The sequence below is a fragment of the Streptomyces sp. NPDC034043 genome (genome assembly GCF_055575675.1).
In genome coordinates this window covers 1-20,698 of the sequence record NZ_JBVISF010000005.1, presented here as the reverse complement: position 1 = coordinate 20,698, position 20,698 = coordinate 1, and the positions used below count along the sequence as shown (strand labels likewise).

Sequence of the window (20,698 nt, the reverse complement as noted above, 5' to 3'; positions counted from 1 at the left end):
GCCCGGCGGGCGCTACGGCCGCGGGCCGCGGATCTCGACGGCGGCGCAGCGCCAGCGGCGGTCGGGGCCCTGCTCCAGCCGGAAGGCCATCGCCGAGACCCGGTCCCCCGTCGCGATGCGGGCGAAGGCCTCGATCACCCCGGGGCCGGGGTGGAACCGGCCGCAGTGGCGCAGCACCGGGCGCAGCCGGTCGCGCAGCGGTCCGGCGGGCGCCAGGGCGACCAGCTGTTCGTACGCCTCGCCCACGGTGAGACCGAGCAGCGAATGGACGGGGCGCTGACCGCTCAGCACGGCCAGCAGGCGCTCCGCGAACCAGTCGTGCGGGGCGAGTCGGCGCACCTGCCGCGGCACCCCCGCCGGACGCCGCTGGTCGCGCCGGCCGGCGGGCCGGCTCCGGCTCCCCCCTCCGGGCCTGCTGCGGCTGCCCTCGCCGCCGATGGTGCCGCGCGTGGTGGTGTCCATGGCGATTCCCCCGATCAGACCGAGCCCGGCGGTACCAGGCGGTAACTTGATGCGGGATTTCTACGACCGCCGAACACGCTCCGCAACCGCCCGCGGGCCCCGGTGAAAACCCCGCCCGGGTTCACCTATCCGTGCGACGGCCCCCCACCGCGAAGCCCCGGACCCCTGCCGGAAAGGGCCCCGGGTGGACGCCGGAACCCGCCGCCCGGGCCGCCCGATGGGGGACGGCCGGTCACCCTTGCGGCGGCAGGGGGGGTGGGGTGGGGTTCCGGCGGGCGGGGTTCCGGCGGGGCCGTCTCAGGGCCGGTGCGGGGGTTCCCGTCAGTCCCATCGTCCTTCCGGTTCGTGCCGGTCCCTCAAGGGCGCTCACTTCGTTCGCGTCGCTTCGCGATGGCCTTCGGCCACCCTTGACCGACCGACCCGCCCCGGAAAGCCGAAAGACTGCCGGGAAGCCCCCGAAGGAACGGTCACGGGGCAGGAGAAGGGGAGCAGCTCCCTCAGCGACGAGACGACGGGTCGGGCGCCGGCCTGTCCCGCATTCGGGCCCGTGCCCTGCCCGGCCAGGCCGGGAGCCCGGCTACCCGCACCACATGCCCACCAGACCAGCACAGGAAGCCGGTGGGCGCGACAGATCGCTACGCGCTCCTCCCGGCTTGGCGTCCGGCGACCGTCCTGGGCTGATACCCCCACCACATGACGACCACAGCCCCATCCGGGCGCGGCGGGCGCGTCAGATCGCTACGCGCTCCTGCCCGAGAGGCGTCTGCGGGCCGCCTCTGGTGACCATGAGCCGCCAGCGCGGGGGATTGTCCCTATTACTCACCTTTGTTAGGCGTGGCCGAGACCTGAACGGCTCTTGTCGGAGTCTGCGGTTGAGAAAGGCATCCCCAGACTCCGACAGACGGTCGAGAGGCCTGGAGAGGCCCACGAGATGCCTTGGGGACGGTCCGTTTCCGCCTCGAAGGACCCCCAAAGCTCCTGCGACGACCATCTCAGCCCCGGACGGCCATCAGCCGCCGAGAAATGAGGAGCACGTAGCGATCTCACGCGCCCACCGGTCCCGAAAGGGGCCCTGATCGTCATGTGGTGCGGGTATCAGCCACGGACGGTCGCCGGACGCCAAGCCGGGAGGAGCACGTAGCGATCTGACGCGCGGGGGTGGACCGCCGAGGGTCTTTGGGGGCCCGGATGCCCGGCGGACCGACGCCCGGCCCCTCGCCTCATCACTGAGGGACCCGTCCCTCCCGCTCCTGCCCCGTGACCGTTCTTTTGGGGGTTTCCCGGCAGTCCTTGTCTTTCCGGTTCGGGACGGCCTGTCAAGGGTGGAGCGAAGCGACATCGCGAAGCGACGCGACGAAGGAGCGCCCTTGACGGGCCGTCCCGAACCGGAAGGACGATGGGACTGACGGGAAACCCCCAAACCAGCCCTGACACGGCCCCGCCGGAACCCCGCCCCCGAAACCCCCACCGACCCCCACACGCAACCAGGGCCGGACACCCAAGGTGCCCGGCCCCGACCGCCTACTACCTGCTACCTGCTACCTGCTGCCCCTACTACCTACCTACCGGCTACTTCTTACGCCGCCGACCGCCCGAGGCCTTCTGCGCCTTGCGGCGCTCCGCGCGGGTCATGCCGTCGCCGCCCGCGGCGTCCGCGTCGAAGTCGCCCTCGATGACGCCGCCCTCACCGTCGACCGTCGGGGCGGAGAAGTGCAGCCGGTCCGGGCGCTGCGGGGCCTCCAGGCCCTTGGCGCGGATCTCCGGGCGCGCCGCCGGGACCGGCTCCTTCACCATGGACGGCGCCGCGGCCTGCACCGGGAGCTCCTCGACCTGCTGCTCGACCTGGACCTCCAGGTTGAACAGGTAGCCGACGGACTCCTCCTTGATGCCTTCCATCATGGCGTTGAACATGTCGAAGCCCTCCCGCTGGTACTCGACCAGCGGGTCCTTCTGGGCCATCGCCCGCAGGCCGATGCCTTCCTGCAGGTAGTCCATCTCGTAGAGGTGCTCGCGCCACTTGCGGTCCAGCACTGACAGCACCACGCGGCGCTCCAGCTCGCGCATGACCTCGGATCCGAGGGTCTTCTCGCGCGCCTCGTACTGCTCGTGGATGTCGTCCTTGACGGACTCGGCGATGAACTCGGCGGTGATGCCCGCGCGGTCGCCGGCCGCCTCCTCCAGCTCCTCCACCGTCACCTTGATCGGGTAGAGCTGCTTGAAGGCGCCCCACAGCCGGTCGAGGTCCCACTCCTCGGCGAAGCCCTCGACCGTCTCGGCCGCGATGTAGGCGTCGATGGTGTCGTCCATGAAGAAGCGCACCTGCTCGTGCAGGTCCTCGCCCTCCAGGACGCGGCGGCGCTCGCCGTAGATGACCTCGCGCTGGCTGTTGAGGACCTCGTCGTACTTCAGGACGTTCTTGCGGGTCTCGAAGTTCTGGGTCTCGACCTGCGACTGGGCGGACGCGATCGCGCGCGTCACCATCTTGTTCTCGATCGGGACGTCGTCCGGCACGTTGGCCATGGACATGACGCGCTCGACCATCTGCGCCTTGAACAGGCGCATCAGGTCGTCGCCGAGCGACAGGTAGAAGCGGGACTCGCCCGGGTCGCCCTGTCGGCCGGAGCGGCCGCGGAGCTGGTTGTCGATGCGGCGCGACTCGTGGCGCTCGGTGCCCAGCACGTACAGCCCGCCGAGCTCCTTGACCTCCTCGAACTCGGCCTTCACGGCCGCCTCGGCCCTGGCGAGCGCCTCGGGCAGGGCGTGCGCCCACTCCTCGATGTGCTCCTCCGGGTCGAGGCCGCGCTGGCGCAGCTCCGCCTCGGCGAGGTCGTCCGGGTTGCCGCCGAGCTTGATGTCGGTACCGCGGCCGGCCATGTTCGTGGCGACCGTGACGGCGCCGCGGCGGCCGGCCTGGGCGACGATCTGGGCCTCGCGCTCGTGCTGCTTGGCGTTGAGCACCTCGTGCGGGATGCCGCGCTTGGAGAGCTGCTGCGAGAGGTACTCGGACTTCTCGACCGAGGTGGTGCCGACGAGGATCGGCTGGCCCTTCTCGTGCTTCTCCGCGATGTCGTCCACGACGGCGGCGAACTTGGCGACCTCGGTGCGGTAGATGAGGTCGGGCTGGTCCTTGCGCTGCATCGAGCGGTTGGTGGGGATCGGGACGACGCCGAGCTTGTAGATCTGGTGGAACTCGGCGGCCTCGGTCATGGCCGTACCGGTCATGCCGGAGAGCTTCGAGTAGAGGCGGAAGAAGTTCTGCAGGGTGATCGTGGCGAGGGTCTGGTTCTCGTCCTTGATGTCCACCCCTTCCTTCGCCTCGATCGCCTGGTGCATGCCCTCGTTGTAGCGGCGGCCGGCGAGGATGCGGCCGGTGTGCTCGTCGACGATCATGACCTCGCCGTCGATGACGACGTAGTCCTTGTCGGCCTTGAAGAGTTCCTTGGCCTTGATCGCGTTGTTGAGGTAGCCGACGAGCGGGGTGTTCACCGACTCGTAGAGGTTGTCGATGCCGAGCCAGTCCTCGACCTTGGCGACACCGGCCTCGTGGATGGCGACGGTGCGCTTCTTCTCGTCGACCTCGTAGTCGCCGGTCTCCTCGATGCCCTTGAGCGGGTTGCCCGCCTCACCCTTGGTCAGGCGGGTGACCAGCTTGGCGAAGTCGGCGTACCACTTGGTGGCCTGGTCGGCCGGGCCGGAGATGATCAGCGGGGTGCGGGCCTCGTCGACGAGGATCGAGTCGACCTCGTCGACCACGGCGAAGTTGTGGCCGCGCTGCACCAGCTCGTCCTTCGACCACGCCATGTTGTCGCGCAGGTAGTCGAAGCCGAACTCGTTGTTCGTGCCGTACGTGATGTCGCAGTCGTACTGCTCGCGGCGCTGGGCCGGCGACATGTTGGCCAGGATGCAGCCGACGTTCAGACCGAGGAACTTGTGGACCCGGCCCATCATCTCGGAGTCGCGCTCGGCGAGGTAGTCGTTCACCGTGATCAGGTGGACGCCCTTGCCCGAGAGGGCGTTCAGGTAGGCGGGCAGGGTGCCGACGAGGGTCTTGCCCTCACCGGTCTTCATCTCGGCGACGTAGCCGAGGTGCAGCGCCGCGCCACCCATGATCTGCACGTCGTAGTGCCGCTGGCCGAGGACGCGCTTGGCGGCCTCGCGGACCGTCGCGAAGGCCTCCGGCAGCAGGTCGTCGAGGCTCTCGCCGTCCTGGTAGCGCTGCTTGTACTCGTCCGTGAGCGCGCGCAACTCGGCGTCGGAGAGGTTGACGAAGTCCTCTTCGATGGAGTTGACCTGGTCCGCGATGCGGTGCAGTTTGCGCAGGATCTTGCCTTCGCCTGCACGCATGAGCTTGTTGAAGACGGACACTGAGGCTGGTCTCCTTGCCGGTCGGGCCTGGGCACTTTACGTAGCCGGGCACGGCAGGTGGGCCCCACCGCAACGGCCATCGTAAGCGAGGACGTGGTCGCGTCGGGAGGTCCGCCGTGTCCGCAGGGCACGGGCGCCCGGAATGAGAACGTACGGGGACCGCATTCGGTGCCGGTGCGAACGAAAACCCCTCGCCCGGGTTACCCCCCTCCGCCACACTCCGTTCATGGAGCCCGTCACGCTGACCACCGAACGCCTCCTGTTGAGGCCCTTCGCCCCCGACGACGCGGAGGAGGTGTACGCCGCCTGCCAGGACCCCGACATCCAGCGCTGGACGGTCGTGCCCTCCCCGTACGAGCGGGCGCACGCGCGCGCCTGGGTGGACGAGATCTCCCCCGGCGGCTGGCGCGAGGACCGCGAGTACGGCTTCGCGGTGCGGCTCGGGGCGCAGGGCCCGCTGGTCGCCGCCGTGGGCGTGCACGTGCGCGGCCCCCAGGCGTACGAGGTCGGCTACTGGGCCGCCGCCGAGCACCGCGGCCGCGGCTACATGACGGAGGCCCTCGGCGGGGTCGCCCGCTGGCTGTTCACCGAGGTCGGCGCCGGCCGGCTGGAGTGGCGCGCCGCCGTGGGCAACGCGGCCTCGCGGGCCGTCGCGGAAAAGGCCGGTTTCCGCGTCGAGGGCACCCTGCGCGCCGCGCTCGACCTGCGCGGCACCCTGCGCGACTGCTGGGTCGGCGCCCTGCTGCCCGGCGACCTCGGCCTGCCCTCGCCCCTCCCGTACCTGCCCGCTGTCAGTGCCGCCCCCTAGGCTCGCGGCATGACGATGCTCTCGCTGTCCGCCGACGAGGCGCGCCGGATCGCCCTGCGTGCGCAGGGGTTCCTCGGGGCGCCCGACCGCCGGGGCGGCGTCCGGGGGGTGCTGCGCCATCTGGGCGCCGTGCAACTGGACACCATCTCGGTACTGGCCCGCTCGCACGAGCTGATCCCGTACGCGCGCCTGGGCGCGGTGGGCCGGGAGGCGGTGGAGAAGGCGTACTGGAGCGACAGTCACGCCTTCGAGTACTGGTCGCACGCGGCGTGCATCCTGCCGATCGAGGAGTGGCCGCACTTCGCGTTCCGCCGCCGGGAGCGGCGGGCGCGCGGCCACCGCTGGCACGTGCTCCAGGACAAGGAGCTCTCGACGCGGGCGGTCCTGGACCGGCTGAAGGCGGACGGTCCGCTGACCTCCACCGAGCTGGGCGGCGCGAAGAACGGCGGCGAGTGGTTCGAGTGGTCCGAGACCAAGATCGCCGTGGAGTGGCTGCTCGACACCGGTGAGGTGGTCTGCTGCGAGCGGCGCGGCTGGAAGCGGGTCTACGACCTGGCCGAGCGGGCCGTGCCGGACGCCCTGCTCCACGACGACCTGGACGACCGCGAGTGCCTGCGCCGCCTGGTCGCGCTGGCCGGGCAGTCCCTGGGGGTGGGCACCCGCGCCGACATCGCGGACTACCACCGGCTCAAGGGGGAGCAGGTCGACGCGGTGATCGCGGACTCCGGGCTGGTGCCGGTGACGGTGGAGGGCTGGGGCAGGCCCGCCTGGGCGGATCCCGCCGCGTTGGCCACCGCCCCGCGCGGCCGCCACCGCACGACGCTGCTGTCCCCGTTCGACTCGCTGGTGTGGGACCGTCCCCGCACCGAGCGGATCTTCGGGTTCACGCACCGCCTGGAGGCGTACGTCCCCAAACCGAAGCGGATACACGGGTACTTCGCGATGCCGCTGCTGGCCGGCGGCCGGCTCCAGGGGCGCGTCGACCCGGGCCGTGAGGGCCGCACGCTGGTGGCCCGCCAGCTCTCGCTGGCCACGCCCGGGGCGGCGGGCGCGATGGCCGAGGCCCTGTGGGAGGCCGCCCGGTGGGTGGGGTGCGAGGAGGTACGGGTGGAGCGCGCGCAGGACGCCCGGGAGGCGGCGGCCGTCTCGGCGGAACTGGCCGCCCGGCGGCCCTGAGGGCTGGGCCGGCGGCGCCTAGCGGATCTCCAGGATCTTCTCCCGCATCGCGTACACGACGGCCTCCATCCGGGAGTGCAGCTGGAGCTTCTCCAGGATGTTGCGCACGTGGTTCTTCACGGTGTTCTCGGAGATGAACAGCTGTTTGGCGATGTCCCGGTTGTTCATCCCCGTGGCCACCAGCTTGAGGACCTCCAGCTCCCGGTCGGTCAGCCGCGGTGCCGGGACCAGCCGCCGTTCGTCGGTGCGCTGGATCATCGACTTGAACTCGGTGAGCAGCTTCGACGCCATGGAGGGGCTGATCTGAGACTGCCCGTCGGCGACCGCGCGGATCGCCGTGGCGACCTCGTCCGTGGAGATCTCCTTGAGCAGGTACCCGGTGGCGCCCGCCTTGATGGCGTCGTACAGGTCCGCTTCCTCGTCGCTGATCGTCAGCATGATGATCTTCGCGGAGGGGGCGACCTCCTTGATCGAGGTGCACGCCTCGATCCCGCCGCGCCGCGGCATCCGTACGTCCATCAGCACGATGTCCGGCAGCAGGTCGGCGGCCTTGTCCACGGCCTCCGCCCCGTCCCCGGCCTCGCCGACGACCTGGATGTCCTCCTCCTGGGCGAGGACGATCTCCAGTCCGCGCCGGAAGAGGGCGTGGTCGTCGACCACGAGCACCCGGATCGGCTCACCGGCCGGGTCCTGCGCGCCACGGCAGCCGGCACCGTCGTCGTCACCGCGCGCCGGCCCGAAGCTGTCCGCCATCGTTCCTCCCCCTGCATGTGCTGAGCTGCTGGGCCAACCCGGCGGGGTCGGCCGCCGGTTGACTGCCCGACATGATTCCATGCCCGCGCTGCGGGTCGGGGTTCTGGCGAAATCCGTATGGCTCATACGAGTCATACGGGCGCCCCCGCGGAACGCCGTGCGTTCCGCGGGGGCAACGGTTGATTTTCAGCCTCCGAGCGCGCCGCCCGCGCCCGCTCCGGAGGGCTCCGAGCTCGACGCGCCGTCGGGGTCCACGTGGATCACGCCGTAGTCGTAGGCGTGGCGGCGGTAGACGACGCTGGGCATCTTGGTCTCGGAGTCGACGAACAGATAGAAGTCGTGGCCGACCAGTTCCATTTCGTACAGAGCCTGGTCGAGCGACATCGGCCGGGCCGAGTGGGTCTTCTCCCGGACGATGAGCGGGCCTTCGCCCTGGACCTCGAGGGAGCCGATCCGCTTGACCGGAACCCCTTCCTCCATGTCCTCGTAGACCGGCTCGCCGTTGCTGTTGAGGGTGGCGACGCCCGGCACGCGGTCGGCGACCTCGGCCGCCGAGAGCCGTCCGGTGCCACGGCGGGTGAAGCGCTTGTCGTGCTGCTTGCGCAGCCGGGCCTCCAGCTTGTCCTGTGCCAGGTCGAGCGCCGCGTACGGGTCGGCGGCGGCGGCCTCGGCACGGATCACCGGGCCCCGCGAGTGCAGAGTGATCTCCACGCGGTCGGAACGGTCGGCCTGCCGCGGGTTGTGCTCCTTGGACACCTCGACGTCCAAGCTGATCACCTTGGCGTCGAGCTTCTGGATCCGCTCCGGATTCAGCTTCTCGGCCACGTGCTTGCGGAACCGCTCGGGCACCTCGGTCTTGCGGCCCTTGACGACGATGTCCACGCAGAACTCCGTTCCCGGAGACCTCCGCCACCAACGGCGAAGCGTCTCCCTTTCGCACCAAGCTCCGGTGAACACCGGAGCCTCGGACTTGGCGACTTTCACCTCCTCCTCCCCCATCGGCAAGATCTACATCCCACCGACTTCGGAGTAGAGAGAGCCCCCCTCGCAGGTACCGATACGAAGATTCCAATAAACAGACGGACTGGTGCTCCGATACCCGGGGCCGAAGGTTCGCCAGTTCCTCACAACCGAACATATCTCTCAAAGGCGGTTCTCGGCACCCGCTACCGGAACGTACCTCCGATCAGGTGGGCGTTCCCTCTTACTACCTGCAACGATGCGCATTCCCCCGGGGTTCCAAATCTATTCACGGGTTTGTGCTCTGTCCGGGTTGCCGTCCGGGCCGCGGCCGCCCGGGACCTCCGGGAAGGACCGCGCGGGCGCCGCCACCACGGCCGCCGCGTCCCCCCGCAGCCCCGCCGCGCGCAGCGCCCGGGCCGCCTCCGCGAGCGTCGCTCCGGTGGTGATCACGTCGTCCACGAGGACGATCCGAGCGCCGGCGGCCAGCGCGGCCCCGCCCGGACGGACCTCCAGTGCGCCCGCGAGGTTCTCCTGCCGCTCCCGCGCACCCAGCCCCGCCTGGTCCGCGACGGCCCGCCGCAGCCGCAGTACGGGCGCCACGCGCGCGGGCGCCCCGGCCCGGCGCAGCCGCGCGGACGCGGCCAGGGCGATCCGCCGCGCCGGGTCGTGCCCGCGCGCCCGCACCGCCCGCCGCGCGGACGGCACGGGGACCAGGACGAGCTCCGCCCCGCGCGCCCCGCCGTCCCCCGTACGGGCCACGGCCGCCGCGAGGGCGGCCCCGAGCGGGCCGGCCAGGGGCAGTGCCCCGCGCTCCTTGTGGGCCAGTACGACGGCCCGTACGGCCCCCTCGTAGCGGGCCCCCGCGTACACCGCGGGCAGCCCGGCCGGGCCCTGGCGGCGCTCCACCGGACGCACCCTCCCCGCGCCCGTCCCGCTCAGGGCGTACCGGCACGCCCCGCACAGCACCACGCGCCCGGCCCCGCAGCCGGCGCACTCCGCCGGCAGGACCAGCCCGGCCAGCTCCCGCCACCACTCCCGCACCCGTCCACCCTGACGGGCCGCGCGCGAGCCCGCGACCCCTGTGGACGGCCGGCGCGGCGGGGTTCCGCCCCGGACGTCAGCCCGGGTACACCGGAGCCCGGGCTCCCGCCGCCACGGTCCGCCACTGGGCGCCCGACGGCAGCCACACGATGCCGTCCTCGCTGGAGGCGGCGACCACGGGCTTGCTCTCGTCCTCCGAGGCCGCGATCGCGCTCAGCCCCGTGGCCCCGGGCAGGCTCGCGGCGACCATCGACCCGTCGGCCAGCATGTAGCGGGCCTGGTCGACGCCGCCGCTCTCGCGGCCCACCACCAGCAGCCGGCCGTGCGGCGCCCAGCTCATCGCCGTCACCTCCGCCATCTGGGGAGCCGCGGGGCGCAGCTCGCGCACCGAGACCCGCGAGGAGTCCCCCTTGCCCTCGGGCCGCTCGATCCGCCCGATGAACAGGTTCTTGCGGCCGCCCTCCTTCTCCACGAGCAGCGCGATGCGCACCCCGTCGGAGGAGGCCTTCAGCCCGCTGATCCGGCCGCCGTCGAGCCCGGTGACGTCCACCTTCTGCGGGGTGCCGGTACCACCCGGCACCCGCCACAGGCCCTGGCTCTGCGGGTCGAGGTCCGCGATCCACAGGTCGCCCCGCGCGTCCCAGCTCGGCGCGGTGAGCTTCCCGGACTTGCTGGACAGCAGCGGCTGCTGCGGCATGGGGCCCGCCGTCGTCAGGGTCACCACGAACAGGTTGTGCCCGTCCCGGGAGACGACCGCGGCACGCTTCTCGTCGTACGTCACGGCCGCCGACCCCACCTTGAAACCGGCGGCGGTGGCCAGCGGACCGGGGGCCGGCTCCGGCTTGTCCTGCTGCTGCTCCTCGCTGTTGGCGTCGAGCATCAGCCGCACGAGCCTGTCGTCCTTGTCGACGTAGTACTGGTGCTCGGGCGCCGGCGGGCGGTTGGCGATGCCCGCGGCCGCCGAGCCGGTGACCCAGCACGCCGATGCCTTGCCGTCGGGGCGCAGCAGTTCGACCCGGTCCAGCTTGGAGCTCGTCAGGTCCCGGACGGTGTAGAGGATTTGGGTGGCCATCTTCTGGCACTGCGGCTGCGCGACGTTCGCGGCGATGGGGTTGAGCGGGACGCGCAGGGTGTTCTGGCCGTCGTACGAGAGGGACTTGGTGCCCTCGCGCAGTTCACTGCCGGTGGGGAAGGCGGTGGAGACGACCGGGCCGAGCCACTTGGAGGGCCCGGCCAGCAGGGACTGGACGGTCTGGGTGGTCGGGTCCCGGCGGGAGTCGGGGTCGGTGCGCTGGCGCACGTACACCGGGTCGGTGACGAGCGAGTTCCCGGCGAAGTAGTACTTGTTGACGGGCTTGTAGATGCGCTGGAAGTCGGACTCGCTCAGGACGAGGCCGCTGGGCGGGGTCGCGATCCGCCACTGCTTGTTGACCTGGACCAGCTGGAGGTACTCCTCGTAGCGTCCGCCGCCGGTCTCCGGCTGGTACGCGCTGCGCTCGTCCACGGTCGCGAGCTTCTTGCCGTAGATCTTCCAGCGCGGTTCCTCGGATTCCTTGTCCCCCGGGGCGGGGACCCGGCCGAGGCCCGCCGAGAGCACGGTGACGGCCGAGCCGGGCCGCCAGTTGTCCGCGGCGTCCTGGGTGAGGTACTTGCGGGCGGTCGCCAGCTGCGGGTCGTCGCTGGTCATGGCCTCCAGGAAGCCGTCGACGATGTCGGCCGGGCTGGCCTTGTCGGCCGGCGGCACACCGAAGACGCGGACCTGCGAGTCGACGCCCTGGGAAGCCTCGACCCGGCGGATCTCGCCCCGGTCGGGCATGGAGGCGCAGCCGCCGATCAGCAGTCCGACGGCCGCCAGGGCCAGCGCGACCAGGGCGCCCCGGTGCCGCCGGGCCGTCCCGGCCCGTTCGCCCCGTACGCGGCCCCGTACGCCTGCCGGCGCGCGCTCAGCGTCCTCCACCGGATCCATCCTCCTGTGCTGCGCTCTGATCGGCGGGCCTGGCCACGACCCGGGAGCCGTTGCCGGGCAGCGCCGTGGGGTCGGCGGGCACCGGCTGGGCGGTGGCGACCGCCGGCCTGGGCGGTATCGGGTCGCGGTCGGGCCGCTCGGTGCGGCCGTCGGGCTTCGTGCCGGGACCGCCGGGCCCGCCCGCGCGTCCGGGGTCGCCGGCGGCGGCCTTGGCGCGGTTGGCCCGGGAGTCCTCGGGCTCCAGCGGGATCGGGGATCCGCGCAGGGGCTCGTCGGCGGTCCGGGGCAGGGTCAGGCGGAACTGGGAGCCCCCGCCGGGCTCGCCCCAGGCCTGGAGCCAGCCGCCGTGCAGGCGGGCGTCCTCGACGGCGATGGACAGGCCGAGGCCGGTGCCGCCGGTCGTGCGCGCCCGCGCCGGGTCGGCCCGCCAGAAGCGGTTGAAGACGCGGGTGGCCTCGCCGGGCTTGAGCCCGACCCCGTAGTCGCGGACGGCGACGGCGACGGCCCCGCCGGCCGAGGCCAGCCGCACCACCACGTCGCGGCCCTCGCCGTGCTCGACGGCGTTGACCACGAGGTTGCGCAGCACCCGCTCCACGCGCCGGGCGTCGGCCTCGGCTATGACGGGCTGGGTGTCGCCGAGGACCCGGATCCGGGTGCCCTTGTGCTCCGCGAGCGGTTCGGCGCCGTCGATGACGCGGCGGACGACGTCCCGCAGGTCGATGGGCTCGGCCTGGAGGTCGGCGGCGCCCGCGTCGAAGCGGCTGATCTCCAGCAGGTCGGCGAGCAGCGACTCGAACCGGTCGAGCTGTCCGGCCAGGAGTTCGGCGGAGCGGGCGGTGACGGGGTCGAAGTCGACCCGGGCGTCGTGGATGACGTCGGCGGCCATCCGGACCGTCGTGAGGGGGGTCCGCAGCTCGTGCGAGACGTCCGAGACGAACCGGCGCTGCAACCGGGACAGGTCCTCCAGCTGCTGGATCTTGCTCTGGAGGTTCTGCGCCATCTTGTTGAAGGCCTCGCCCAGACGGGCGATGTCGTCCTCGCCGGTGACCTTCATCCGCTCCTGGAGCCGCCCGGCCGAGAGCCGCTCGGCGATCCCGGCGGCCATCCGGACCGGAGTGACGACCTGGCGCACCACGAGCCAGGCGATGGCGCCGAGCAGCACGACCACGAAGACGCCGGCCGTGGCGATGGTGACCTTGACCAGGTTGAGGGACTCCTCCTCCTGGGTCAGCGGGAAGAGGTAGTACAGGTCGTACGGGTCGCCGTTGATGTCGGTGAGCCGCTTGCCGATGACCAGCGCGGGCGCCGGGGGCTTCTCCCCGGCCCCGGCGGTGTACCGGATCTGCCAGAACGTCTTGAAAGTGCCGGTGGCGTGGTTGACGGAGCGGCGCAGCGCCGGCGGGACGCTCGCGGTCGGGTCGACGTTCCCGGAGGCGCGGGCGCCCTTGACTCCCTGGGCGCCCGGTGCGGCCTGCTCACCGGTGCCGGCGCCGAGCGCGACCACCTCGAAGGCGGTCTGGCCGCCGCTGGCGAGCTGTTTGACGAGCGAGTTCATCCAGGTACTGGCGTCCCTGCCGACCTTGTTGTCGGTGGCGTCGGGCCCGTCGGCGGCGAAGGGGGTGTTGGCCTTCTCCTGTGCGACCGCGAACCCTCCGGCGGCCTGGCTCTGGGCGGCTTCCTCCTTGGCGTCGAGGAGCCCCTTGGAGACCTGGGCGATGACGACGAAGCCGAGCGCGAGGACCACGGCGAGCGACATCAGCAGGGTGGCGGCGACCACCCGGAGCTGGATGTTGCGCCGCCAGATCCGGACAGCCGGAAGCAGCGGCCGGCGTACGAGGCGTACGCACAGCCGCAGGAGGGGGCCGCCGGGTGCTCCGTCCTGGAGCAGCCGGGCGCCCCGCGGGACTCCCCAGCGGGAGCCGCCCCGGGCCTTGCCGGGCTGCACGTCAGCTGGGTCCGGCCTTGTAGCCGACACCGCGCACCGTCACGACGATCTCGGGGCGCTCCGGGTCCTTCTCGACCTTGGAGCGCAGGCGCTGCACGTGCACGTTGACCAGGCGGGTGTCCGCCGCGTGCCGGTAGCCCCAGACCTGCTCCAGCAGCACCTCGCGGGTGAAGACCTGCCAGGGCTTGCGGGCGAGGGCGACCAGCAGGTCGAACTCGAGCGGAGTCAGCGCGATGGAGGCGCCGTCGCGCTTGACCGAGTGCCCCGCCACGTCGATGACCAGGTCACCGATGGCGAGCTGCTCGGGCGCGGGCTCCTCCGACCGGCGCAGACGCGCCCTGATACGGGCCACCAGCTCCTTCGGCTTGAACGGCTTGACGATGTAGTCGTCGGCGCCGGACTCCAGGCCGACCACCACGTCCACCGTGTCGCTCTTGGCGGTGAGCATGACAATAGGCACGCCCGACTCGGCCCGGATCAGCCTGCACACCTCTATGCCGTCCCGTCCGGGCAGCATGAGGTCGAGCAGGACGAGGTCCGGCTTGGCCTCCCGGAAGGCAGCCAGTGCCTTGTCACCGTCCGCTACGAACGACGGCTCAAAACCTTCTCCACGCAGCACAATGCCGAGCATCTCGGCCAGCGCGGTGTCGTCGTCGACGACAAGGACGCGTCCCTTCATGGTTGACATCATCCCATTAGCTAATCGTTACCCGGCGGTGAGCTGCCCCACAGCCAAAAGGGCTGGAAATCGCCCCTCGGACCTGCGTGGAGATCAGGACGCCCAGTCTGCCCCGGATCCGCGCGACAATTGAAGGGCGGGCGGCGCGGGATCCGGGGGACGGCCGGTCCCCTCGGAGCGCCCCCATGGCACGATGGCAGCCGACCAGCGCGCCCGCCACGGCAGGTGCACGTGAAGGAGCGACGATGAACGACTCTCCGGGCTGGGCCGCGCCCGGATCCCCGTCCGACGGCCAGGGCTCCGACGCCGGCCGGCCGGCCGCCCAGCCGTCCGGCACCGCCCCCGGCGAGGGCACCGGCTCCGGCGAGGGCACCGCCCCCGGCGCCGGCAGCAAGTGGTCCGCCGCCCAGCCGCCGCCCGGCCAGTGGTCGAGCCCCGCGCCCGGCCCCGCCCCGCAGCCCGCCCCGAACCCGCAGCAGCCGCAGAACCCCGGCTGGGGAACGCAGCCCGGCAGCCCGTACCCGGGCGGCTGGGACAGCACCCCGCCCGCCGCCAAGCCCGGCGTGATCCCCCTGCGCCCCCTGGGCCTGGGCGAGATCCTCGACGGCGCGGTCAGCACCCTGCGCGGCCACTGGCGTCCCGTGCTCTCCGTCAGCCTGGTCGTCGCCGCCCTCACCCAGATCGTCCTGCTCCTCGTCCAGCGCGCCTGGCTGGACGGCCTCCCCGTCGCCGACGAAGACCTCACCCGGGCCCAGGCCACCGAGGTCATGGGCAACACCGCCCTGTTCTACGCCCTCCAGTACTTCCTGGAAATCCTCGGGCTGCTCCTGATCACCGCCCTGCTGGCTCCCGTCGTCAGCCGCGCCGTCCTCGGCCAGGCGTCCACCGTCTCCGGCACCCTGAAGGCCGTACGCCCGCTCGCCCCCCGCATGCTCGCCCTGACCGGCCTGCTGCTCCTCGGCTCCGTCGCCGCCGTCCTGCTCCCGACGCTCCCGGGCATCCTCGCGGGCAGCGCCCTACTGACCGCCCTCGGCGTCCCCTTCGGCTTCGTGCTCCTGGCCTGGTTCTACGTGACCTTCGCGCTGGCCCCGCCCGCGCTGATGCTGGAACGCGGCTCGGCGGTCGCCGCCCTCAAACGGTCCACGAAGCTGGTCAAGGGCTCCTGGTGGAGGATCTTCGGCATCAGCCTGCTGATCTGGGCGATCCGCACCATCACCGCCATGGTGATCGTGACGCCCTTCGTGGGCGTCGCCCTCCTCGCCGCTCCCGAAGGCCTCACCAGCCTCTTCAACGGCTCCGCCGCACCGAGCTGGGCCTTCCTGATCATCAGCGCGATCGGCGGGGTCGTCGGCGCCACCGTCACCGTGCCCATGCAGACCGGCGTCACGACCCTCCTCTACATCGACCAGCGCATCCGCCGCGAGGCCCTCGACCTGGAGCTCGCCCGCGCCGCCGGCCTGGACGGCTACGGCGCCACGAGCCCCGCCGACCGGCCCGCGGGCTGACCCACCGATGAGCACGGGGGGACTCATCACCACCAGCACCGCGGCCCTGCTGCCCGCCGCCGAGACACCGCCGCTGACCACCCCGCGCGAGGCCGCCCGCGAGGCGGCCGAACGCGAGCTGGCCAAGCCCGCCTACCACCAGGAGGAGCCCGGGCTGCTGGAGCGCGCCCTGGACCGCTTCTGGGAGTGGCTCGGGGACGTCATCGACGGCGCCTCCGGAGTCGCCCCCGGCGGCTGGGCCGGCCTCCTCGCCATCGCCGTGGTGCTCGTCCTCCTCATCGCCGCCCTCTGGTGGCGGCTCGGCACCCCCCGCCGCACCGCCACCGGCCCGGGCACCCTCTTCGACGAAGGCCCGCGCAGCGCCTCCGACCACCGCACCGCCGCCGATGCCCACGCCGCGGCCGGCCGCTGGAACGAGGCCGTCCAGGAACGCATGCGCGCCGTCGTCCGCTCCCTCGAGGAACGCACCCTCCTCGACCCCCGCCCCGGCCGCACCGCCGACGAAGCCGCCGCCGAAGCCGCCCGCTCCCTCCCCGAGCACGCCGCCGCCCTCCGCTCCGCCGCACGCGCCTTCGACGACGTCACCTACGGCGGCCGCACCGCCGACGCCGACGCCTACGCCCGCCTGCGCACCCTCGACCTCGCCCTGGAACGCGCCAAGCCGCTCCTGACGGGACCCACCGCATGACCGGCCCCACGAACCCCACCCCGGCCCCCGCCACCCCGTACGGGCCCGGCAGGGGCGACGGGCGGACCTCCACCGCCCCCACCGCCGCCCAGCTCTGGGCCCGCGCCCGCGGCCCGCTCCTCATCCTCGGCGTCCTCCTCGCCGCCGCCGTGCTCCTCGCCGGGCTCCAGGCCGGCGACCACCACGGCCGCCTCGACCCGCGCTCCGCCGACCGCGACGGCAGCCGCGCCATCGCCCAGCTCCTCGAGGAACGCGGCGTCACCACCCGCGTGGTCACCAGCGCGGCCGACGCCGCCGCCGCGGCCGGCCCCGGAACCACCCTGCTCATCACCGACCCCGACCTCCTCGGCGAACCCCAGCGACGCGCCGTCCGCTCCGCCATGGACCGCTCCGGCGGCCGCACCGTCCTCATCGCCCCCAGCGGCCCCGGCCTCCCCCACCTGGCCCCCGCCACCCACACCCAGTCCTCCGCCCACGGCGACGACCTCGACCCCGCCTGCGCCCTGCCCGCCGCCACCACCGCCGGCCGCGCCGGCACCGGCGGCGGCCTCAGCTACGGCACCGGCCACCCCGGAGCCACCGCCTGCTACCCCAGCGACGGCCACCCCACCGTCCTCGTACTCCCCGGCACCACCAAGGGCGGCGACACCGTCCTCCTCGGCTCCGAGCGGATCCTGCTCAACCGGCACCTCGCCGAGGAAGGCAACGCCTCCCTCGCCCTCCAGCTCCTCGGCTCCCGCCCCGACCTCGTCTGGTACCTGCCCACCCTCGCGGACATGCCCGCCGACGGCCCCGCCGAGGAGAAGAGCCTCCTCGACCTCGTCCCCTCCGGCTGGCTCTGGGCACTGCTCCAGCTGTTCGTCGCCGCCGCCCTCACCGCCCTCTGGCGCGCCCGCCGCCTCGGCCCCCTCGTCACCGAGAACCTGCCCGTCGCCATCCGCGCCTCCGAGACCACCGAGGGCCACGCCCGCCTCTACCGCAAGGCCTCCGCCCGCGACCGCGCCGCCACCGTGCTGCGCGCCGCCGCCCGCGAACGCCTCGCCGCGCTGGTCGGCGTACCGCCCGCCCAGGCCCACGACCCCGCCGCCCTGGTCCCCGCCGTCACCGCCCGCCTGACCCGCACGGCCGGACCCGACACGGCCACCACCCTCTTCGGCACCACCCCCGCAGACGACGCGGCACTCGTCGCGCTCGCCGACCACCTCGACGCCCTCGAAAGAGAGGTCCGCACCTCATGACGGCCACCACGGACAGCGCCCGCTCCTCCCTGGAAGCGCTCCGCACCGAGATCGCGAAGGCCGTGGTCGGCCAGGACTCCGCCGTCACCGGCCTCGTCGTCGCACTCCTGTGCCGCGGCCACGTCCTCCTCGAAGGCGTCCCCGGCGTCGCCAAGACCCTCCTCGTCCGCGCCCTCGCGGCCTCCCTCGCACTCGACACCAAGCGCGTCCAGTTCACCCCCGACCTGATGCCGAGCGACGTCACCGGCTCCCTCGTCTACGACGCCCGCACCGCCGGGTTCTCCTTCCAGGACGGCCCCGTCTTCACCAACCTCCTCCTCGCGGACGAGATCAACCGCACGCCCCCCAAAACCCAGTCCTCGCTCCTCGAGGCCATGGAGGAGCGCCAGGTCACCGTCGACGGCACCCCGCGCCGGCTCCCCGAACCCTTCCTCGTCGCCGCCACCATGAACCCCGTCGAGTACGAGGGCACGTACCCCCTCCCCGAAGCCCAGCTGGACCGCTTCCTCCTCAAGCTCACCGTCCCCCTGCCCTCCCGCGAGGACGAGATCGGCGTCCTGACCCGGCACGCCGCCGGCTTCGACCCGCGCGACCTGCACGCCGCGGGCATCCGCCCCGTCGCCGGCGCCCAGGAGCTCGAAGCCGCCCGCAAGGCCGTCGAGGAGACCACCGTCTCCCCCGAGATCACCGCCTACGTCGTCGACATCTGCCGCGCCACCCGCGAATCGCCCTCCCTGACCCTCGGCGTCTCCCCCCGCGGCGCGACCGCCCTCCTGGCCACGTCCCGCGCCTGGGCCTGGCTCACCGGCCGCGACTACGTCACCCCCGACGACGTGAAGGCCCTCGCCCTGCCCACCCTGCGCCACCGCGTGCAGCTGCGCCCGGAAGCCGAAATGGAGGGCGTCACCGCCGACGCGGTCATCTCCGCGATCCTCACCCACGTCCCCGTCCCCCGCTGATGGCCCTCACCGGACGCGCCGCCCTGCTCGCGGCACTCGGCAGCCTCCCCGTCGGCATCCTCGAACCGAGCTGGACGGGCCTCCTCGCCGTCAACGGCACCCTCGGCCTGGCCTGCGCCGTCGACTACGCCCTCGCCGCCCCCGTACGCGGCCTGCGGCTCACCCGAACGGGTGCCACCACGGTCCGCCTCGGCGACACCGCCGACGTCCACCTCACCGTCACCAACCCCGGCACCCGCACGCTGCGCGCCCGTCTCCGCGACGCCTGGCCCCCCAGCAGCTGGCACCCCGGCACCGAATCGGCCGCCTCCCGCCACGCGCTGACCGTCCCCGCGGGGGAACGCCGCCGCCTCACGACCCGCCTGCGCCCCACCCGGCGCGGCGACCGCAAGGCCGCGCTCGTCACCGTCCGCTCGTACGGCCCGCTCGGCCTGTGGGCCCGCCAGGGCTCCCACGACGTCCCCTGGACGGTCCGCGTCCTGCCGCCCTTCACCAGCCGCAAGCACCTCCCGTCCCGCCTCGCGCGCCTGCGCGAACTCGACGGCCGCACCAGCCTGCTGACGCGCGGCGAGGGCACCGAGTTCGACAGCCTGCGCGACTACGTCCCGGGCGACGACACCCGCTCCATCGACTGGCGCGCCACCGCCCGCCGGCAGGAGGTCGCCGTCCGCACCTGGCGGCCCGAACGCGACCGCCACATCCTGATCTGCCTCGACACCGGCCGCACCTCGGCCGGACGCGTCGGCGACGCGCCCCGCCTGGACTCCGCCATGGACGCCGCCCTGCTGCTGGCCGCGCTGGCGACGCGCGCCGGTGACCGCGTCGACCTGCTGGCCCACGACCGCCGCCCCCGCGCCCAGGTCCAGGGCCGCTCCGCCGCGGACACCCTCCCGGCCTTCGTGAACGCCATGGCCGGCCTCGAACCGGAACTCGTCGAGACCGACTCCCGCACACTGGTCTCCACCATCCTCCGCAGCGCCTCGCGCCGCTCCCTGGTGGTCCTCCTGACGAGCCTCGACGCGGCCCCCGTCGAAGAGGGCCTGCTGCCGCTCCTTCCCCGGCTCACCCAGCGCCACACGGTCATCCTGGCCTCGGTGGCCGACCCCCACATCGCCGCGATGGCCTCCGCACGCGGTTCCCTGGACGCCGTCTACGAGGCCGCGGCCGCCACCCAGACCCAGTCCCAGCGCCGCCGCACGGCGGAGCAGCTCACCCGCCACGGCGTCCACATCGTCGACGCCACCCCGGACACCCTGGCCCCCGCCCTGGCGGACACCTACCTCGCCCTGAAGGCCGCCGGCCGCCTGTAGCCTCCGGTGGTGTTCGGTGACACGGCTGGACAGGCTGGTCGGGCACCCCCCAGGAGGACACCATGGCCGACCTCACCCCGGAGCAGATGCGCCGTCTGCACGATTTCGCGGAGCAGCTCTCGGAGCTGGCCGAGCACCAGGAAGACCGGTGGAAGGTGCAGACCACCGACGGTCAGATCTTCCTCACGATGATGAGCCCCACGGCTCCCCACGGCTTGAACGTGGTGCGCCTGCGCCGCCAGGTCGAGGCCCAGACACCCGAGGTGATGGCCCTCAACGACACGAACATGGGGGATCCGGTGACCGGCCTGACCAAGGTCCCGGACCTGATGGTCATCGCCGAGGAGGACGCCGACGACAGCGCCAAGGTCGTCAACTCCCGCGACGTCCTCATGGTGGTGGAGGTCGTCTCCCGTACGAACTCCCTGACGGATGTCCGTGACAAGCTGCACGACTACCCGAGGATGGGCGTCCCGCTGTACGTCGTGGTGGACCCCCGCAGGGACAAGAAGACAGTGACGGTGCACAGCGAGCCCTCGGAGGGACCGGACGGCATCCGCTACCGCAAGAAGGTGCCGTATGCCTTCGGCGACGTCGTCACCGCCGGCCGCTGGACGCTCGACACGAGCAGCCTGAAGGACTATCCGGCCGACTGGTGAAGCGGGCCGGCCGCTCCGACGCCGGTACGGCGGCCGGAAAACGGCCCTGAACGCAGAAAAGCCCCGCACCAGAAGGTGCGGGGCTTTCCCACAATGATTGTTCGGCGGCGTCCTACTCTCCCACAGGGTCCCCCCTGCAGTACCATCGGCGCTGAAAGGCTTAGCTTCCGGGTTCGGAATG

16 protein-coding genes and 1 rRNA gene are annotated in these 20,698 nt (G+C 72.8%); 8 read left to right on the top strand and 9 right to left on the bottom strand.

Features of this window, described 5'->3' with window-relative positions; all coding sequences use genetic code 11:
* Positions 1 to 12: 12 nt before the first annotated feature.
* Both ACZ51S_RS13905 and secA read right to left on the bottom strand, forming a co-directional pair.
* Positions 13 to 462, bottom strand: coding sequence for an Rv3235 family protein (locus ACZ51S_RS13905; RefSeq protein ID WP_468478017.1), 450 nt, complete (start codon positions 460 to 462; stop codon positions 13 to 15).
* Positions 463 to 2,031: 1,569 nt separating this feature from the next.
* Positions 2,032 to 4,827 carry a preprotein translocase subunit SecA gene (gene secA, locus ACZ51S_RS13900; protein ID WP_468171627.1) on the bottom strand — a complete coding sequence of 932 codons (2,796 nt, stop codon included), beginning with the start codon at positions 4,825 to 4,827 and terminating at the stop codon, positions 2,032 to 2,034.
* 226 nt (positions 4,828 to 5,053) lie between these two features.
* Here secA and ACZ51S_RS13895 point away from each other — a divergent pair, with 226 nt between their 5' ends.
* Positions 5,054 to 5,635: a GNAT family N-acetyltransferase gene (locus ACZ51S_RS13895; protein ID WP_468802122.1), complete on the top strand. Its 582-nt coding sequence runs from the start codon at positions 5,054 to 5,056 to the stop codon at positions 5,633 to 5,635.
* Between the two features lie 15 nt (positions 5,636 to 5,650).
* Entirely contained in the window at positions 5,651 to 6,811 is a 1,161-nt protein-coding gene (locus ACZ51S_RS13890; RefSeq protein WP_468961138.1) for a winged helix-turn-helix domain-containing protein, read from the top strand.
* An 18-nt stretch (positions 6,812 to 6,829) separates the two neighbouring features.
* Here the strand turns inward: ACZ51S_RS13890 and ACZ51S_RS13885 are convergent, their stop codons facing one another.
* The 6 genes from ACZ51S_RS13885 to mtrA form a co-directional block, all read right to left on the bottom strand.
* Positions 6,830 to 7,564 (bottom strand): response regulator, encoded by a 735-nt coding sequence (locus ACZ51S_RS13885; RefSeq protein WP_468171621.1) that lies wholly within the window; start codon positions 7,562 to 7,564, stop codon positions 6,830 to 6,832.
* Positions 7,565 to 7,750: 186 nt separating this feature from the next.
* On the bottom strand, positions 7,751 to 8,446 hold the full coding sequence (hpf, locus tag ACZ51S_RS13880) for a ribosome hibernation-promoting factor, HPF/YfiA family (RefSeq protein ID WP_007264438.1): 696 nt from the start codon (positions 8,444 to 8,446) through the stop codon (positions 7,751 to 7,753).
* A gap of 363 nt (positions 8,447 to 8,809) precedes the next feature.
* Positions 8,810 to 9,568 (bottom strand): ComF family protein, encoded by a 759-nt coding sequence (locus tag ACZ51S_RS13875; protein ID WP_468960835.1) that lies wholly within the window; start codon positions 9,566 to 9,568, stop codon positions 8,810 to 8,812.
* A 76-nt stretch (positions 9,569 to 9,644) separates the two neighbouring features.
* The gene (locus tag ACZ51S_RS13870) at positions 9,645 to 11,525 is read right to left on the bottom strand and encodes an LpqB family beta-propeller domain-containing protein (protein WP_468478020.1); all 1,881 of its coding nucleotides are present in this window, start codon (positions 11,523 to 11,525) and stop codon (positions 9,645 to 9,647) included.
* Positions 11,512 to 13,479 (bottom strand): MtrAB system histidine kinase MtrB, encoded by a 1,968-nt coding sequence (gene mtrB, locus ACZ51S_RS13865; protein WP_468478021.1) that lies wholly within the window; start codon positions 13,477 to 13,479, stop codon positions 11,512 to 11,514. The genes ACZ51S_RS13870 and mtrB overlap by 14 nt, the downstream gene beginning before the upstream one ends.
* Position 13,480: 1 nt before the next feature.
* Positions 13,481 to 14,170 (bottom strand): two-component system response regulator MtrA, encoded by a 690-nt coding sequence (gene mtrA / locus ACZ51S_RS13860; protein WP_189747360.1) that lies wholly within the window; start codon positions 14,168 to 14,170, stop codon positions 13,481 to 13,483.
* A 233-nt stretch (positions 14,171 to 14,403) separates the two neighbouring features.
* On the opposite strand from mtrA, the gene ACZ51S_RS13855 reads away from it, so the two are divergent.
* The 6 genes from ACZ51S_RS13855 (at position 14,404) to ACZ51S_RS13830 (ending at position 20,517) form a co-directional block, all read left to right on the top strand.
* Positions 14,404 to 15,663: a hypothetical protein gene (locus tag ACZ51S_RS13855; protein WP_468802125.1), complete on the top strand. Its 1,260-nt coding sequence runs from the start codon at positions 14,404 to 14,406 to the stop codon at positions 15,661 to 15,663.
* A gap of 7 nt (positions 15,664 to 15,670) precedes the next feature.
* Positions 15,671 to 16,351, top strand: coding sequence for a DUF4129 domain-containing protein (locus tag ACZ51S_RS13850; protein ID WP_468888091.1), 681 nt, complete (start codon positions 15,671 to 15,673; stop codon positions 16,349 to 16,351).
* Entirely contained in the window at positions 16,348 to 17,589 is a 1,242-nt protein-coding gene (locus ACZ51S_RS13845; RefSeq protein ID WP_468960832.1) for a DUF4350 domain-containing protein, read from the top strand. The genes ACZ51S_RS13850 and ACZ51S_RS13845 overlap by 4 nt, the downstream gene beginning before the upstream one ends.
* The gene (locus ACZ51S_RS13840; RefSeq protein WP_468802127.1) at positions 17,586 to 18,548 is read left to right on the top strand and encodes an AAA family ATPase; all 963 of its coding nucleotides are present in this window, start codon (positions 17,586 to 17,588) and stop codon (positions 18,546 to 18,548) included. Before ACZ51S_RS13845 ends, ACZ51S_RS13840 begins: the two co-directional genes overlap by 4 nt.
* Complete coding sequence (locus ACZ51S_RS13835) at positions 18,548 to 19,858, top strand: DUF58 domain-containing protein (protein ID WP_468802128.1); 1,311 nt, start codon at positions 18,548 to 18,550, stop codon at positions 19,856 to 19,858. Before ACZ51S_RS13840 ends, ACZ51S_RS13835 begins: the two co-directional genes overlap by 1 nt.
* A gap of 62 nt (positions 19,859 to 19,920) precedes the next feature.
* Complete coding sequence (locus tag ACZ51S_RS13830; RefSeq protein WP_468478027.1) at positions 19,921 to 20,517, top strand: Uma2 family endonuclease; 597 nt, start codon at positions 19,921 to 19,923, stop codon at positions 20,515 to 20,517.
* A 99-nt stretch (positions 20,518 to 20,616) separates the two neighbouring features.
* Here ACZ51S_RS13830 and rrf read toward each other — a convergent pair.
* Positions 20,617 to 20,698, bottom strand: a 5S ribosomal RNA gene (gene rrf / locus ACZ51S_RS13825); the annotation flags it as partial.

Coding starts and splice junctions, on each gene's coding strand:
- ACZ51S_RS13895 (WP_468802122.1), top strand. CDS start 5,054: ATGGAGCCCGTCACGCTGACCACCGAACGCCTCCTGTTGAGGCCCTTC.
- ACZ51S_RS13835 (WP_468802128.1), top strand. CDS start 18,548: ATGGCCCTCACCGGACGCGCCGCCCTGCTCGCGGCACTCGGCAGCCTC.
- ACZ51S_RS13890 (WP_468961138.1), top strand. CDS start 5,651: ATGCTCTCGCTGTCCGCCGACGAGGCGCGCCGGATCGCCCTGCGTGCG.
- ACZ51S_RS13855 (WP_468802125.1), top strand. CDS start 14,404: ATGAACGACTCTCCGGGCTGGGCCGCGCCCGGATCCCCGTCCGACGGC.
- ACZ51S_RS13830 (WP_468478027.1), top strand. CDS start 19,921: ATGGCCGACCTCACCCCGGAGCAGATGCGCCGTCTGCACGATTTCGCG.
- ACZ51S_RS13850 (WP_468888091.1), top strand. CDS start 15,671: ATGAGCACGGGGGGACTCATCACCACCAGCACCGCGGCCCTGCTGCCC.
- ACZ51S_RS13905 (WP_468478017.1), bottom strand. CDS start 462: ATGGACACCACCACGCGCGGCACCATCGGCGGCGAGGGCAGCCGCAGC.
- mtrA (WP_189747360.1), bottom strand. CDS start 14,170: ATGATGTCAACCATGAAGGGACGCGTCCTTGTCGTCGACGACGACACC.
- ACZ51S_RS13845 (WP_468960832.1), top strand. CDS start 16,348: ATGACCGGCCCCACGAACCCCACCCCGGCCCCCGCCACCCCGTACGGG.
- ACZ51S_RS13885 (WP_468171621.1), bottom strand. CDS start 7,564: ATGGCGGACAGCTTCGGGCCGGCGCGCGGTGACGACGACGGTGCCGGC.
- ACZ51S_RS13840 (WP_468802127.1), top strand. CDS start 17,586: ATGACGGCCACCACGGACAGCGCCCGCTCCTCCCTGGAAGCGCTCCGC.